The organism is Streptomyces sp. NPDC002730 (assembly GCF_042888805.1).
GTDB lineage: Bacteria > Actinomycetota > Actinomycetes > Streptomycetales > Streptomycetaceae > Streptomyces.
Genome location: NZ_JBIAQG010000004.1, coordinates 357,900 through 372,647 on the forward strand (window position 1 = coordinate 357,900; position 14,748 = coordinate 372,647).

The following is a 14,748-nucleotide window of genomic DNA, read 5'->3' on the forward strand; positions in this document are numbered from 1 at the left end:
AGGCGAAATGACTGTGCCGACGCGTGGCGTTGGTCGCCGACCGGCATCTGGCGGGGCGTGTAGCGTCGCTTCACTACTTCTGGTTCGGGGTGGGTGATGGCGGGTTGCATGGCAACGTATGTGCTCATCCCCGGTGCTGACGGCCATGCTTGGTACTGGCATCGCCTTGTGCCGGAGTTGCGCCGGCGGGGACACGACGTGGTGGCTGTCGACCTGCCTCGGGAAAGCTCCGCCGGGCTCGCCGAACACGCGGACGCTGTGGTGCGGGCGATCGGCGACCGAGCCGGCGTGGTGCTCGTGGCGCAGTCACTCGCCGGGTTCACCGCGCCTCTGGTCTGCGAACGGGTGGCGGTCGACCAGCTGATTCTCGTCAATGCCATGGTGCCGGCCTACGGCGAGACGGCAGGGCAGTGGTGGGAGAACACGGGCCAGGCCGCGGCGCGTTCGGCGTACGCGGTCGGTCAAGGACGCGGGCCGGCCCCCGAGTTCGATCTGCTGATCGACTTCTTCCACGACGTTCCGCAGGAAGTGACCGAGGAGGCGATGGCTCAGGGAGACTCCGAGCCGTCCGCGGCCCTGTTCACCCAGCTGTGGCCGCTGCGGGAGTGGCCGCATGTGCCGACACGGTTTGTGCAGGGCCGCGAGGACCGGTTCTTCCCGATCGAGTTCCAGCGCCGGATCGTCGGGGAACGGCTCGGCATCACCGTCGAGGACATGCCCGGGGGACACCTCAGCGCGCTCAGTCGGCCGGCGGAACTCGCCGACATGATCTGTCGCTCATGAACCGTCGGGCGCACAACGGTTGCCGCTCTGCTCGGGCGTGTCTCAGGGAGCGTCCGCACCTCGCCCTGGCTCGTCGGGGGCGACGAGCGACTGGGTGAGCGGGATCCGGGAGAGCGTGAAGACGCCCGTGGCGATCATGAGGACGCCGAGCAGCTGCGGCAGCAGCCACCAGCCGGAGCGGACGTGTTCCTCGTAGATGATGATGCCGAGGGCCATGCTCACCGTCGCGTCGCCGAGGGTGATCGCGGGCTGGGAGGCGACCAGGGGGCCGGCCTGCATCGCGTTCTCCAGCAGGAAGAGCGCGCCCGCGCCCATCGCCGCGAAGGCATAGGTCTGCCAGGCGGTGAAGAAGGCCGCGACCCCCTCGTCGTCCAGGATGTGCATCGCCGCCTTCATCAGCGCCGCGGTCACCGCGTAACTGATGGCGGTGGCCGTGCCCAGACAGGCCGCGCGGGCACGGCCCTCGGGGCGTCCGAGCGCCGCCAGGGCGAGCACGACGACCGCTCCGATGCACACCGCGAGCGCGGGGACCCAGCGATCCAGCGGTACATGGGTGCGGTTGCCCCTGGGTGACGAGGCGGCAAGGGCGACGCCGAGACCCGCCACCACACAGGTCACGGCGACCCAGCCGACGCGGGGGAGGTGCCGGCGCAGCAGGAGCGAGGCGACGATCAGGGTGAGCGGCAGTTCGAGGACGAAGAGGGGCTGGACCACCGTCAGCGGCCCCGTCGCCAGGGCCACCGCCTGGCAGACGGCGGCGGCGATGACGGCGAGGATGCCGGCCAGCCAGACAGGGCGCCGCAGCAGATCGAGCATCAGCCCCGCGCGGAAGCCGTCGGATCGCGGCACGCTGAGGGCCGCCCGGCGCTGCAGCACGGTGGCGACGGCGTTGCTGAGCGCCGCGCCGAGCGCGAAGGAGACCGGCAGCAGGGTATGCACCGTGGTCGGCCTCCGGCGGTCAGCGGTCGTCGAGGTTCAGACCGGAGGCGGGCTGTGAGAACAGCCGTCGGGCGTTGGCGTCGAGGGCGGCGAAGCCCTCGACCAGCTGTGCCGCGACCCGCCAGCCGCCGTCCGTCCCGTCACCTGATCGCCCGTCACCCGGAGCGTCACCCGGCGCCTCGGCCGACCGTCCGTGACCCGGTGCATCGATGGGCTCCAGCGGTGGAGCGAACTCCCAGACGTGGAACGCCTTTCCGGTAAAGGTGTCGCTCACCGGCGATCCGTCGAGCCGGTGTCGTAGAAAGAATTCCAGCCGGGTGTGGGCGCGCCAGCGGCCGTCGGGCAGCCGCTCGGGCCGGGACATCTGCTCCACCGTGTGGGATTCGTCGAAGAACTCGGCACGGGCGTCGAGGAAGTCCCGCAGCCCCTGCTCGCCCTGCCAGATCAGCCCGTCGACGAAGCCCGTACGGAAGTCGTCGGTGAGCACTGCCTCCCGCATCCGCTCCGCCGGCGCATGGGCCTGCAGCAGAGCGAAGTACCGCTCGATCGTGTCCCAGATCAGCGGGGCAGCGCGCTCGGAAGACATGCGACCTCCCACATTCCGGCTCGGTCCGGCGGCCCGTACCGCCGCCGGACCGAGCCCGTGCACTTCCTGCCATGGTGGCCCCGGACCGCCTTCCCCCGCGATCGGGACCGGCCGGGCTGCGGACCGGCGACCGTGAGCCGACAATGGGACAAGGGCGCCCGCCGGACCCACTCGCGACGTCGTGACGGAGTCGGCTGAGAGGAACGTGCGCATGCGCGCAGAGTCGTCGTCGGCCGTGCGGAAAGGGGCCTTCACCGCGGTCGCGGTCGCGCTGTTCTGCATTCAGGTCGACTTCTTCGCGCTGAACCTGGCCATCCCCGGAATCGCGGACGAGCTCGGCGTATCGTCTTCGGCCGCCCAGTGGACGCTCTCCGCGTACATGCTCGCTCTCGGCTGCTTCTTCATCGTGGGCGGCAGACTGGGGGACGTCTTCGGTCGGCGGGGCATCCTGCTCGTCGGTATCGCGCTGTTCGTGGCCGGTTCCGTGGGGTGCGCGCTCGCTCCCCAACTGGCGCTGCTGGTGGCCGCCCGGATCGTCCAGGGCATTGGTGCCGGCCTTGTCTTCCCGGTGTCCGTCGCCGTGATCAGCAATGCCTTCCCTCAGGAGAGCCGGGCCCGCGCGCTGGGCGCTGCCTTCGGTATCGCCAACATCGGCACCGCACTGGGCCCGTTCGTGGGCGGCGGCTTCACCGAAGGCCCTGGCTGGCGCTGGATCTTCTGGCTGCTCGCGCTGCTCAGCACCCTGGGGCTCCTCATCGCGGTCGTGTACGTCCCCGACTCACGGGACACCTCGGCGCCCCGCCAGCTCGATCTGCTCGGCTGCTGCACCATCGTGTGCTGTCTGGCCGCTCTCACGCTGGCCGTGGAACGCGGCAGCGCCTGGGGCTGGGACAGCGCTCGCACCCTCACCCTCTTCGGGGTTGCGGTGCTGGCGGGCGGGCTCTTTCTGCTGCGCGAACGGCTGGCCCGGCATCCGCTGGTCGACCTGCGCCTGTTCCGCAACATCCCGTACGTCCTGGTGACCGGCATGGGTACGGTCGCCAACATGGGCTACGCCGTCACGGTCTTCCTGGCGACCCTCTATCTCCAGGGCGTGCGTGGTCTGTCCCCGCTCGTGGCGGGCTTCGTGTTCCTGGCCCCTGCCGTGCTCGTGGCTCTGACCGGGCCGCTGGGAGCGCGGCTGGCACCGCGGATGCGTCCCACGGCGGTCATGGCCCTCGCCGGAGCGATTGCCGGAACGGGGATGATCGCGCTCAGCAATGTCACGGCATGGTGGCTGTACGTACCCGTGTTCGCCTGGTGCGGGCTCGGTCTCGGGCTGGGCTGGACCTTCTCCAGCCTCGCCACCCAGCAGGTCGTACCGCCCGCCCGAGCGGGCGAGGCGTCCGGTGTCCTGCTGACCTTCCTGGTCACACTGGGTGCCGTCGCCCTCGCCGGCGCGGCGGCCACGATCACGGCGATGACCCCGGAACGGCCGCCCGAGGACGCCTACGACGCGATCCTGCGCGTGGGCGGAGCCGTGATCCTGCTGGCGTCCGTCGTCGTCATGGTCGTACGCCACCGGCTCGTCGTCCACGGCAAGGTCCCGGCGCTGTCCATGCACGTTCCCTGGCCGCCCGCGGGCGCGGGCGGCAGTACCCGTGAGGCCCGGCCGTGACCGGCACACGCACCACCGAACGGCAGAAGGCGCGCCGCCGCTCCGCCTGGCGCAATCCAAAGCGGGCGTCGATCGTGCACCGGGCCGTCCGGGTGACCACTGCTGCCAGTGCCGGGTTCTATCCATTCGTGTACGGGGTGGATCGGCCGACGACGGCGCTGTACGCCCTCTTCGGGCCGGTGGCGCTCGGAATGCTGTCACCGATCCCCGGGTCCGGGCGGCAGCGGGCCGCCGTGATGCTGCGCGCGCTGCCGGTCGGCCTGGTGCTGGTCGCGCTGGGGACGGTGCTGGCGGTAAACACCTGGGCGGCGGTTCTCGGGATGCTGGTCGTCGGATTCGTCCTCTCCTTCGCCGCGGTGGCGGGGCCCCGCCCGGCCGGAGCGGCCCCCGGGCTTCAGCTCTTCTACATCCTGGCCTGCTTCCCGCCCTACGAGCCGGGCGCTCTCTGGTCCCGGCTGGCGGGCCTCACCCTGGGTGTATTGCTGCTCGTCGCCTGCGAGCGCTTCCTGCTGCCCGAGCCGCCGACCGCCTCCTACCGGGAAAGCCTCGCGGACGCTGTCGCGATCGCGGGCCGTGCCGCCGCCGCGGCAGCCACGGTCCAGCCTGCTGAGGCGGCCGCCGTTGCGGCGGACCGGCTGCGGGCGACCGGCCGACAGCTGCGGCTTTCCCATCTTCCGCCCGCCGAACGGCCCGCCGGGGCCGGGCGTGTGGACCGAGCCCTGGCACAGGCGGGTGCCGCCGCCCGTCGACTGCTGGACCAACTGGCGCACTTGGGCGAAACCCCAACGACGGTCGGCACCGCCACCACCACCGCCACGACAGGCCGGGGCGCGGGCGCCGAATCGGGCGCCGACGCGAACGCTGCGTCGGCCGATCTCCTCGGCCGCATCGCGGCACTCTGCGCCGTCACCGCGACAGCCCTGCGCACCGGCCGGCCGCCTCCACAGCCCGGGCCCCCGGCCCTGGACACGGCGATACAGGACTTCCAGGCGCTGCGTATCACGCAGGCGACCGGACCGCCCGAGGCCGTGCCTCCCGTGCCGCTGCTGCGACGCCAGGCCGCGGTCCTGGCCACTGCCGAGTCGGCGCGGGTTCTCGAGGCCGCCGTACGGGTCGGCCTGGACGGCAGGCGCACGCCGCCGATCCAGCCGCGCGAACTCTTCTGGTACGCCGACGTGCGTACCCCCCTCCTGTGGTGGCGGCGCCTCGCCGGCAATATGACGCTGCGTTCGGTCCAGTTCCAGAACGCCGCCCGGACCGCGCTCGGGCTGGGCGCTGCCCGGCTGGTGGCAGGCTCCCTGGATCTGTCCCACGGCTTCTGGGTGCTGCTCGCGGTGCTCACTCTCGGCCGCACCACTGCCGCGGGCACGTGGAAGGCCGTGCGGCCGGCGCTGGTCGGCACCCTCGCCGGCGCGGTCGCGGCGGGCACACTGCTGTTCGTCGTCGGTCGGCACACCGATGCGTACGCGCCGGTCCTCGCCCCCGCCATGCTGGCCGCGTTCGCGCTCGGGCCGCTGCTCGGGATCGCCTGGGCGCAGGGCCTGTTCACGCTGGTGGTTTCAGCGGCGTTCGCCCAGATCGCCCCCGCCTCCTGGCAGCTGGCCGAGAACAGGATCGTGGATGTCGTCACGGGCAGTGCGATCGGTCTGCTGTGCGGGCTGCTCGCCTGGCCGGCCGGAGCTCGGCGCGAGGTGCGAAAAACCATGGCCGCCCTGCTGCACTCCTCCGGCCCGCTGATCACCGGGACCGTCGGGGTGCTCCTGGCCACGCCGCCGGGAGCCGCGCCGCTGCCGCCCACGCTCCCCGTCCTGCACCGAATGCGCCTCGCCGAGTCCGCGTACCTCCAGTACCGGAGCGAACCGAGTGATCCGTCGGCAGTGCCCATCGACTGGCAGGCCGTGCTCATCACGGCGAACCACATCCTGCTCGGCGCCCAATGGCTGCCGCGCTTCGACCTGCCCGCGGTCACCATCACACCGGAGGCCGCCGCATGGGCCCGTACGGCGGCCGACCGGCTCGTCCTGGCCGTCGACCGGGTCGCGGCGCTCAGCGCCGGGGAGAGACCGGCGCCTGCGCTTCCGGCGTACCGCCCGCCTCCAGAGGTGACGGGCGGCGCACCCCTGCCCATGCTGATCGACCTCGAGCGCTGGCTCAGCAGCCTCACCGCACAACTCGCCCGCATCGAGAGCTCGATGGGGCGCCCCTAGCGAAAGCGGCGGTCAGACGAAAAGGGGCGGTCGCTGAAATGCGGCGGTCAGACGAAGTTGACCTCGGCGCGCCGCAGCAGAGGATCGTCCACCAGCTGCCAGAGAGGTACGGCGTAGTTGCCGAGGCGGTAGCGGCCGCCGAAATGGAGGCCGAGGACGCGATGGTCGACGAGGTCGAAGACGGGGGAGCCGCTGTTGCCGCCCAGGGTGGAGCAGTCGTGCTTCATGACGTTCTGCTCGGGCACGAGCTCCGTGGTGGTGCCGGGCTGCAGGCGTTTGACGTTGTAGATGTCCATGAAGATTCTGCGCATGGACTCCGGTTCGTTGCGACGGCCGTCGTACGCCGGATAGCCGACGCAGTACACCGGACGTCCGGGCAGATCGGCGGGTCCGTCCGCGGCCACCGCGAGCGGGGTCGGCAGCGCAGTGCCGCCCACGGCCGAGGAGACTCGCAGCAGGGCCATGTCGACGTCCTGATGAATGCCGAGCACCTCGTCGATGTCGTATGCCGGTCCGCTGTCCGTCGGGAGTGCGCCGTACTCCTCGGCCATGTCGACGCTGGCGCTCATGCCCTGCTGGAAGGTCCAGCCGGCGCCGTTGCCGCGTGCGAATTCCATCGCCACATGACGGTTCGTCATGATGACGTCGGGGCTGACGAGGAAGGCGGTGCCGAGCCAGTCCAGGCTGGTGTGCCCGAAGACCTCGACCCGGCCGACGCGCGCGATCGAGTCGCGGATCGCGGCCCGGTGACTGTCCAGGACCGCCCAGTCGCCCTGCTGCGAGGTGAAGTCCTGGTTCTGGACGAGGATGGCGGGTCGGCCTTCCAGCAGGACGATGGCCTCCATCCCGAAGGACTCGTCGTCACTGATCTCGTCGGTGCGCCCGTCGGCGAGCTTCTCCAGACCGTTCGCGCCCGCCGACAGAACGCGGTCCCGTTCCTGCTGGGCGAACTGGGAAATCTGGCCGACAGCCTGCTCCTCCGCGGGGAGTTCCCCCGATGATTCGGCGACTTCGCGCCACAGTCCCTCCCGTACCCGTTGCGCGACCTCCCGCAGGTCGGTGAAGACGTGTTCGGGATCGGTAGCCACCGGTGATCTGCTGCGGTTGCCCATATCGCCCTCCTCAGTCTCTTCAGCCGCGTTGTGCTGTCTCGATCTCGGCATGGATCGCGGGGCTGTTGGTCTTCAGGTCGCGCATGATGCTCTCCATCTGAGTGCCGACGTTGACAAAGGCCGTCGTCCTGCCCTGGAACATCACGTCCTCCACGCGCCGCGTGCCACGGTGGAGCGCCACCACCTTCCAGTCGTCCGTGAAGACGGGGGATCCGGAGGATCCGCCGCGGGTGTCGGTGAAGTAGCGCACATCGCTCTCGTCCGCCGCGTACACGAGGTTGTTGCGCAGGGCGACGCGCTTCGGCTGTCCGCCGGGGTGCTGGATGATGTTGACGGCCACGACGTCGCCGTCGGCGACAGACAGAGGTTCCTTCGCCAGCTTGAGTACCGGCCGGGCGGGCTCGGCGGTCAGCCGGAGGACCGCGTAGTCGAGTTCCGGGTCCGCTGCGACGAGTTCACTGACGGTGGCCTCCTCGGTCTCCACGTCGTCCGTGTCGTAGTCGAACCGGGCGCGTGCATGGCGCGCCTGAAGGCTCAGGTCGTCGGTGTCGGCCTGAGGCCGCCCCGCGCCGGTGCCGGACCGGGCGTTGACCACATGGTGGTTCGTGATGAGGAGGGCCGGGGCGATGAGCCATCCCGTGCCGGAGTGCGGAAAACCGTTCGGCTGGAGCGGTGCGCCGCCCTGGTAGGGGGGAACCTTGATGCGGGCGACCGCCGTTCCGGCCAGGTCGCCGCCCCGGAGGAAGTCGAAGGGGACGGTGTCGTCGCGGTGGACGATCTCTTCCTTGATTTCCGGGGCGGGTATTCCTGCCATGATGTCCGGCTCACCGCCGGCACTCCGGGCCACATCGTCCAGGGTGCGCTGCAGGAGGGCGAGCGGTGCGGCTTCGGTGGTCTGGGCGACGGCGTTGCGAAGCCAGATCTCCAGCGGCACAGAGCCGTCCACGAGCCGCTCGACACGGTTCATCTCGTTCAGGTCCGAATGCACCTGCCGTCCGGGCGCCGGAAGCAGCGGAAGCGTGCCACGGTACTTGGGCATGATGCCGTCGAACAGCAGCGGCCGGACCATGGGATCGGCGAGCCCGGTCTCCAGAGCCGCGTCCCGCACCTGGAGGATCTCGTCGGGTGAGAGATACGCGGTCATGACCGACCAGGCCGCACGGGGCCGTCTCCTTCGCTTCCGTTGTTCTCCTCCGCCCGGTGGGCCTCGTGTGTCCCCTTCGTACGACCGGCGGCGCCCGCGCCCATGGCGGCGGCCACCCCGGCCGCGATCTCACCGCTCCTGTCATGTACGGCGAGCAGCCGACGGGCGAGTTCGTCGAGGGTGCCGCGGTCGCGGGCCAGGCGCAGGATCCCGGTGGTGCTGGAGGGACCGGCTTCCGCTTGCGGCTTGGAAGGCCCGGCAGCATCGCCCAGGATGTCCATCAGCGCCCCGAGCAGCGCAGGTTGACGGCAGGCCGCACTGCGTATCGCCGCTCCGAGGGTTTCCAGTGCCTCGTCGTCCCCCGGCAGGCCCACGACCTCCAGCGCATGCTCGAGCGCTCCGGGATCCTGCGCGAAGATCTGCGAAGCGACGGCACGTACGAGCGCGGGCTGGTCGGCGAGGACGGCGTCGGGCAACAGCCGCAGCCGCAGGGCGAGCTGGCTGCCGGCCTCGAGATCAGGGGCGTCGGCGCCGGCGGCGAGCCGGGCCCGGGCCAGCAATGCACCCATCGCTTCGAGATCCTGCCCGAGCTGCACCGCGATGTCCTCCGCCACCTGCAGGTCGTGGCGGGCGCTCGCCAGGTCCTCGGCGTCCTCCGCGAGGCGGGCCGACAGCAACAGCAGCTCCAGTTGCAGTTCGGCGCATCCCGCGCCCTGCGCGGCGGCGACGGCGTCCGACGCCGCCTTCCGCGCCTCCTGCCGCCGGCCGAGCCTGCTCAGCGTCTCGGCCAGCAGGGAATGCAACGGGCTGCACGGTGTCCACGGCCGGCGTTCCCCGAGCCGTACGAACGCCGCTTCGGTGAAGCCCTGAGCAAGCAGATCCTCGACCTCACGGGCGGTGATCTGCTCCCAGTCCTCCTGATCGGCGCTCGCCATGACGTGCTGGGAGGCCTCACCGCCGAGCTTCGCGGTGAGCAGGCCCGCAGCCCTTGGGGTCATGTCCTGCTGCGCCCCGATCAAAAACCGCTCGACGCCGGGCAGCCACCGCTCCTCGACCGACCGCGGGTTCTCGTTGAGCCGCAGCCGGTGATAGATCTCCTCGGCGCGTGCCTCCAGCCCGTCCCACGCGGCGTAGTACTCGACCGCGCGCCGTTCGACGGTGCGCATCACGTCGGTCTGGTCACGGCCCGGCAGGCGCAGCATGATGGCGCGGATGTCGGTGCGGTGCCGCACGGCCTCGGCGCCGGCCGGTTCCACCAGGTCGAGACGGGAGAGTTCGTGGAAGAGCTGTCGGGCCTCGTCAAGGGTTTCCACTCGCAGCCCGCAGGGTGCGGCGAGGACGTCCTTGATGATCTCGGGGGTGATGATCCGGAGCACCAGTCCAGGGTGGGCGAGGCGGCGTACGTCCTCGTTCGCGATGTGGTTGAGGATGCGGTCGTACAGGATGCCCTGAACGAGCATCTGGTCGACGTGGCGGAAGAACTCTTGGCTCCGGGCGGGCAGGCTGCGGACCAGTTCAGCCATCCCGTCGGTCTTGTCTGCGGCGAGGGTCGCGGCTCGGGCGGCCAGTTTGAGGCTGAGCGGGTGGCCTCCGACCCGCTCGGCCAACACCCGCGCCACCTGGGGGTCCTCGACGCCGCAGGACGTCAGGAGACCCACGGCGGCCTGCGGATCGAGTTCGAGGAGTGCGATGTCCTTTCCTGTCCCTCGCGCCGGATGGTCGACCGGAGCGCGACCGGAGACGATGACGCGCAGCCGCGGGTAGACGTCCTGGAACGAGACGCACATCGTCCACATCCTGCCCAGGATGGGTGAACCCCGGTACTGGGCCTCCTCGAACGAGTCGATGACCAGTACGAACGGCGGGTTCTCCCGGCCTGTCGACGCCACCGCCCGCACCAGGACATCGGCGACGCGCCGGATGAGGCCGGCCTCGCGATGGGTGGCCAGCAGCTGAAACTCATGCGAGGAGGTGCGTCCCAGGACTGACCGGGTGGTGGCCAGTTCGTGCAACTGTGTCACCCGGTCCTGACCCTCCCGCTGACTGCGGGCCGCCTGCTGGCACTCGTCCGCCAGTGCGTCCAGCTCGTCTCGGTGAGCGGGGTACTGGATGCCGAGCTGCCGCGCGACCTCGGCGATGAGGGTGACCGGTTCGTGGATCGAGAGAGTGGGCCGCTCGAAGTCGATGTACGCGAAGGGGTAGCCGGGGGTGTGGTCGTCGATGCTGTCGAGCAGCAACTTGGCGAGGAGAGTGCTTTTGCCCATACCACCGGGTCCATGGATGACCAGCGGGGGCACCGGCATGTGGCGGGCCCCCGTCGGGAGGGCATGCCCGGGCTGTGGCGGGCGGCCGGCCGCGGACTCGACAGGAGTGCTGATGTAGCCGCGCAGCTCGTCGAGTTCGCGGGTGCGCCCCTGGAACGGTCCGTGTACGAGGCGTTCGAGAGGTTGCAGAAGTCTGATCTGCTCCAGGGTGTGCTGGAGTTCACGGCTGTCCGGAAGCCCGTTCATGCCCGGCAGACGCGAGAGCCACAGCACCGCCTGGAGGGTGTCGGCCAGTTCGTCTGCGGTCTGGCCGGTCGGCGGTGGCCGGCTGCCGGACAGATAGGCAAGGCAGATGCGCTCCGGCCCGGGCTCGTCCTGGAACTGGTCGAGGTTGCACTCCAGCGCCCGCCGGGCGGCCTCCGGTCCGGCCAGGCCTCGCAACGCTTCGTCGCGTACGTCGGCCCTGAGGCTCCATACGGCTCTTTCCTTCATGCCCATGGTCGTGCAGTCGTCGAGCAGCTCCAGGACCGCGCCTCCGGTGGCGCAATCCTCGTCGGGCAGCCGGAGCCGCATGGGATCGAAACGGGTGAGCAGGCAGGCTGCTTCCCGGTAGCTTCCGCGGGCGTCCGAGACGGCGTGGGAGATCTCCTCACCGGCGCGCAGCTCATGGCGCAATCGGGCGGCGAAGATCTCCCGCGCCTCAGAGGGTTTGGTAGACACGGATGGCCCCCTCGGCTGCCGTGCAGATCCTCCGCATATAGCTTTCGTCGCCGATGCCGTCCCTTTCCGTGGCCCGGAGTACCTCTTGGACGGCCACGTCCACGAGTTCGGCGATCGTGGATTCCTCAGGTTCTGCGGTACCGAGGAACCCGGGAGGGGATTCGTGGAAGTACTGGTCGAAGAAGTTGCACAGATCGGCGGGTTCGGCGACCCGGGCCGTGTCCCAGCAGAGACTTCCCCGTAGTTCGTACGGCAGTTGGCGCATTGCGGGCCCGTAGCCGAGGAGCACGAGCCGGGGCGCCTGGTCGCCTCTTACGGCGGCGTGCTCGTAGATGGCGAGGGCCAGTTGCCCGATGAAGTCGTACACGTCGGAGCTGGGGTCGAGCTTGTCGCACTCGTCGAGGACCAGCCAGAATCGGTCTTCGACGGCTGTCGCCCTGCCGACCACCCAGTGCACGGCGTCGTCGATGGACGGCAGCAGATCGTTGAGTTCGGTGGGGTTCAGCGGTGAAAGTCCCGCGCGGGGGTCGGCGACGAAATCCGCGAGCCGACGGACGACTTTGTCCGCGGTGGTGGTGTGCGACAGCGTGACTCTCGCCGGACGGAATCCGTAGTGCTGCCCGATGTGGCGAATGAAGTTGTAGGTGTACGACCTGCCGCTGCCCGGATCGCCATCGACCAGAAGCACGGATTTTTCCGGGTCGCCGACGAACTGGCGCAGGGTCTCCCGCAGGTTCTGACGGTCGATGAAGACCTCGGTCCCATTCTTGAGGACGCAGGTACGGAAATTGTCCTGCGAGGCGTGGGCGCGATAGTCCTCACGCAGGCGGGCCTGGAATTCAAGGGCTTTGGAGACTTCCGGAAGCACCGCGAGCCTGTCGACCGCGGCGAGGACCTCGACGATTTTGAGCTGCCGCTGGATGTCTTTGCGTGAAGCTTGAACCAGTGCACGGGCGTTCTCCGCGCTGACCGCCGTCAGCTGCAGGGCGGAGACGAAATCTGGAGAGAAGCCGTACTGGACGAGCTGGGTGTGCGGGTCGGTGGTGTCGAGAAGGTACTCCCGTACCCACATGGTGACGAGATCCCATTCCGTTTCGGCCAACGGCATTCCGCACCTGCCCAGCCGCCCCTGGGGAGCAAGAGGCGAATCAACTGCTACTTGTCATGTTTCCATCCGAATTACGCTCACGCAAGATGGTTGAGAATCCGCCGCAATGGCTCTCTGATCTGTGGATTTCCCAGGTACTCGGTGATGCCGTGATGGTTCCTGCTGTCGTTCGTCACCAGCAGGTCGGTGACCCGTTCGGCCGGCGCGTAGGCGGGGCTGAGTGTGTGGTTGAGGGCAACCAGATCCCGCAGGTCCGAAGCGTTGTGCCAGGCCCGCACGCCGGCCGGGACCGCGGGCACTTTCGCCAGGTGATCCCGCACCTCCGTGAGCGCCAGGGGCGATCCGACGGTGACGAAGAGCTCGACCTCCCGTCCCCGCTCCGCCAGCACTTCGTAGGCGACGATGGAGCCGAGGCTGTGTCCGACCACCGCCACCGGGGCGCCGTCCAGGCCTTCCAGAGCCTCCTCGACCACGTCGCGTATCGCCTGTCCCGCACCGCCGAAGAAATAGGCATGGACGTCTTTGAAGGTGTGCTTGACGAGCGTCCGGAATACCGCCTTGCGGGCCGGTCCGGGCAGCGGCAGCGCCTCGAGCGGGGGTTCGGTTGCCGGCCCGGTCTCCCGGGTTTCGGCGGTCTCCCCGGTCTCGGCGAGCGTGTCCGCGAGATAGGTCATGTCACGCAGCCAGTTGCCGAGCGCGTCCTTCGACTCGTCGGCGCCGGGCACTCCTTCCGGCGCGATGCCGCCGGCTTCGAACCGCGCTTCGCCGAGGGTTCTCGCCACGAATTCATCGGGCGCCTCCCACTCCACCGGCGCCGGTGTCCCCTCGGTTTCGTCCGGCCCGCCGTCCAGGGGGTCGGGCCGGAAATCGGGCAACGGCGCCTCGTGCCGGAGCGGAGCCCAGTACGCCATGCGCGAGAGCTCGGCCATGTTCCTGCCGAAAAGCGCTCTGTCCCACTGCGACTTGAGCAATTCCGGGCGGACCTTGTTCCCGTTGCCGTGGACGTAGATGACTCTGGGTTGCATCGTGCCTCCCGACACCGCAGGGACGCCGGTCAATGCCAGTATTGGCCGATCGCGAACCAACCGCCATTCGGCCCATCCGCCGCTCAGGCCCCCAGGACGATGCCGCTGTGCGACTCCAGTCGTTTCCATCCCCTCCGGGGCGCGCGTGTATGTGTGGGCATCAGGTCGGCGGCAGGCAGCGGCTCGAGGTCCAGCGAGACAGGACCGTTCAGGCGGTTGGGGCCGCCTTGAGGTTGGGACGGCGGGAGTCCACGGAAGCATCCAGACGGTGCCCGTCACCCCGGCACAGTCCCCCTCACCAAGGAGACCCCCATGGCCACCGGCCTCTCCCTTCATGTCGGACTCAACAATGTCGACCCAGCGAAGTACGGCGGCTGGGACGGTGAGCTCGTCGCCTGCGAGAACGACGCCAACGACATGTCCCGGCTGGCTCGCGAAGCCGGCTTCGACGACCTGACCCTGCTCACCGCGGACGGAACCGTCGAGAACATCACCGCCGAGCTGCGCAAGGCAGCCAGGAGGCTGACCAGCGGCGACATCCTGCTGTTCAGCTACTCGGGCCACGGCGGCCAAGTGTGGAACGCCGACGGCTCGGACGACGAACGGGACGACTTCGACGAAACCCTCGTGTTCTACGACCGGGAGTTCCTCGACGACGAGCTCTACAGGGAGTTCGGACGCTTCGCCGACGGCGTCCGCATCGTGACCTTTCTCGACTGCTGCCACAGCGGCACCGCCATTGAGGCGTCTCCCAGCGAGAACGGGAACACCCCACGGCTCATGCCCATCTTCAAGCAGCACGAGATCTATGAACGGGACAAGGAGTTCTTCCAGCAGCTCCAGCGCGAGCTCGCCGCCGAGAAAGGCCGTGAGCAGGCCGCGAGCGGCCTGCTCATCTCCGCCTGCCAGGACAACCAGGTGGCCTCCGACGGCCCGGTCAACGGCAAGTTCACCGAGGTCCTGCTGAGGGTCTGGGACAACGGGTCGTTCAGCGGCGGATACCGCGCGTTCCACCGCGACATCCTGCGCCGTATGCCGGCGGACCAGAGCCCGAACTTCTACCTGGCCGGCCGGGCGGGCGACGAGTTCGTCGAGCAGCGGCCCTTCACGGTGTGAGCCTCAAGGCTGGGGCCGGGCGGCGCTGAAGTGGGAGCCTCAATCGGCGTATTCGGAAGGGTGACAACTGAAGCGACTCATTGACTT

11 protein-coding genes are annotated in these 14,748 nt (G+C 69.6%); 4 read left to right on the plus strand and 7 right to left on the minus strand.

Annotated elements, in window-relative coordinates:
* Positions 1 to 108 precede the first annotated feature (108 nt).
* Positions 109 to 783, plus strand: coding sequence for an alpha/beta fold hydrolase (locus ACFYXH_RS12760; protein WP_389562090.1), 675 nt, complete (start codon positions 109 to 111; stop codon positions 781 to 783).
* 42 nt (positions 784 to 825) lie between these two features.
* On the opposite strand, the gene ACFYXH_RS12765 is transcribed toward ACFYXH_RS12760, so the two are convergent.
* Both ACFYXH_RS12765 and ACFYXH_RS12770 read right to left on the minus strand, forming a co-directional pair.
* A complete protein-coding gene (locus ACFYXH_RS12765; RefSeq protein ID WP_389562091.1) occupies positions 826 to 1,722 on the minus strand; it encodes a DMT family transporter in 897 nt (298 codons plus the stop codon).
* A 19-nt stretch (positions 1,723 to 1,741) separates the two neighbouring features.
* Positions 1,742 to 2,308 carry a hypothetical protein gene (locus ACFYXH_RS12770; protein ID WP_389562092.1) on the minus strand — a complete coding sequence of 189 codons (567 nt, stop codon included), beginning with the start codon at positions 2,306 to 2,308 and terminating at the stop codon, positions 1,742 to 1,744.
* A 211-nt stretch (positions 2,309 to 2,519) separates the two neighbouring features.
* On the opposite strand from ACFYXH_RS12770, the gene ACFYXH_RS12775 reads away from it, so the two are divergent.
* Positions 2,520 to 3,965: an MFS transporter gene (locus ACFYXH_RS12775; protein ID WP_389562093.1), complete on the plus strand. Its 1,446-nt coding sequence runs from the start codon at positions 2,520 to 2,522 to the stop codon at positions 3,963 to 3,965.
* 92 nt (positions 3,966 to 4,057) lie between these two features.
* Complete coding sequence (locus ACFYXH_RS12780) at positions 4,058 to 6,172, plus strand: FUSC family protein (protein WP_389562250.1); 2,115 nt, start codon at positions 4,058 to 4,060, stop codon at positions 6,170 to 6,172.
* A gap of 47 nt (positions 6,173 to 6,219) precedes the next feature.
* On the opposite strand, the gene ACFYXH_RS12785 is transcribed toward ACFYXH_RS12780, so the two are convergent.
* The 5 genes from ACFYXH_RS12785 to ACFYXH_RS12805 all read right to left on the minus strand — a co-directional run bounded on the left by ACFYXH_RS12785 (position 6,220) and on the right by ACFYXH_RS12805 (position 13,545).
* Positions 6,220 to 7,284, minus strand: coding sequence for a trypsin-like serine peptidase (locus ACFYXH_RS12785; protein ID WP_389562094.1), 1,065 nt, complete (start codon positions 7,282 to 7,284; stop codon positions 6,220 to 6,222).
* A gap of 19 nt (positions 7,285 to 7,303) precedes the next feature.
* Complete coding sequence (locus tag ACFYXH_RS12790) at positions 7,304 to 8,428, minus strand: trypsin-like peptidase domain-containing protein (RefSeq protein ID WP_389562095.1); 1,125 nt, start codon at positions 8,426 to 8,428, stop codon at positions 7,304 to 7,306.
* Complete coding sequence (locus tag ACFYXH_RS12795) at positions 8,425 to 11,412, minus strand: AAA family ATPase (protein ID WP_389562096.1); 2,988 nt, start codon at positions 11,410 to 11,412, stop codon at positions 8,425 to 8,427. The genes ACFYXH_RS12790 and ACFYXH_RS12795 overlap by 4 nt, the downstream gene beginning before the upstream one ends.
* On the minus strand, positions 11,393 to 12,520 hold the full coding sequence (locus tag ACFYXH_RS12800; protein ID WP_389562097.1) for a hypothetical protein: 1,128 nt from the start codon (positions 12,518 to 12,520) through the stop codon (positions 11,393 to 11,395). Before ACFYXH_RS12800 ends, ACFYXH_RS12795 begins: the two co-directional genes overlap by 20 nt.
* Before the next feature lie 77 nt (positions 12,521 to 12,597).
* Positions 12,598 to 13,545 (minus strand): hypothetical protein, encoded by a 948-nt coding sequence (locus ACFYXH_RS12805; RefSeq protein WP_389562098.1) that lies wholly within the window; start codon positions 13,543 to 13,545, stop codon positions 12,598 to 12,600.
* A 312-nt stretch (positions 13,546 to 13,857) separates the two neighbouring features.
* On the opposite strand from ACFYXH_RS12805, the gene ACFYXH_RS12810 reads away from it, so the two are divergent.
* Entirely contained in the window at positions 13,858 to 14,661 is an 804-nt protein-coding gene (locus ACFYXH_RS12810; RefSeq protein ID WP_389562099.1) for a caspase domain-containing protein, read from the plus strand.
* The last annotated feature ends 87 nt before the right edge of the window (positions 14,662 to 14,748 follow it).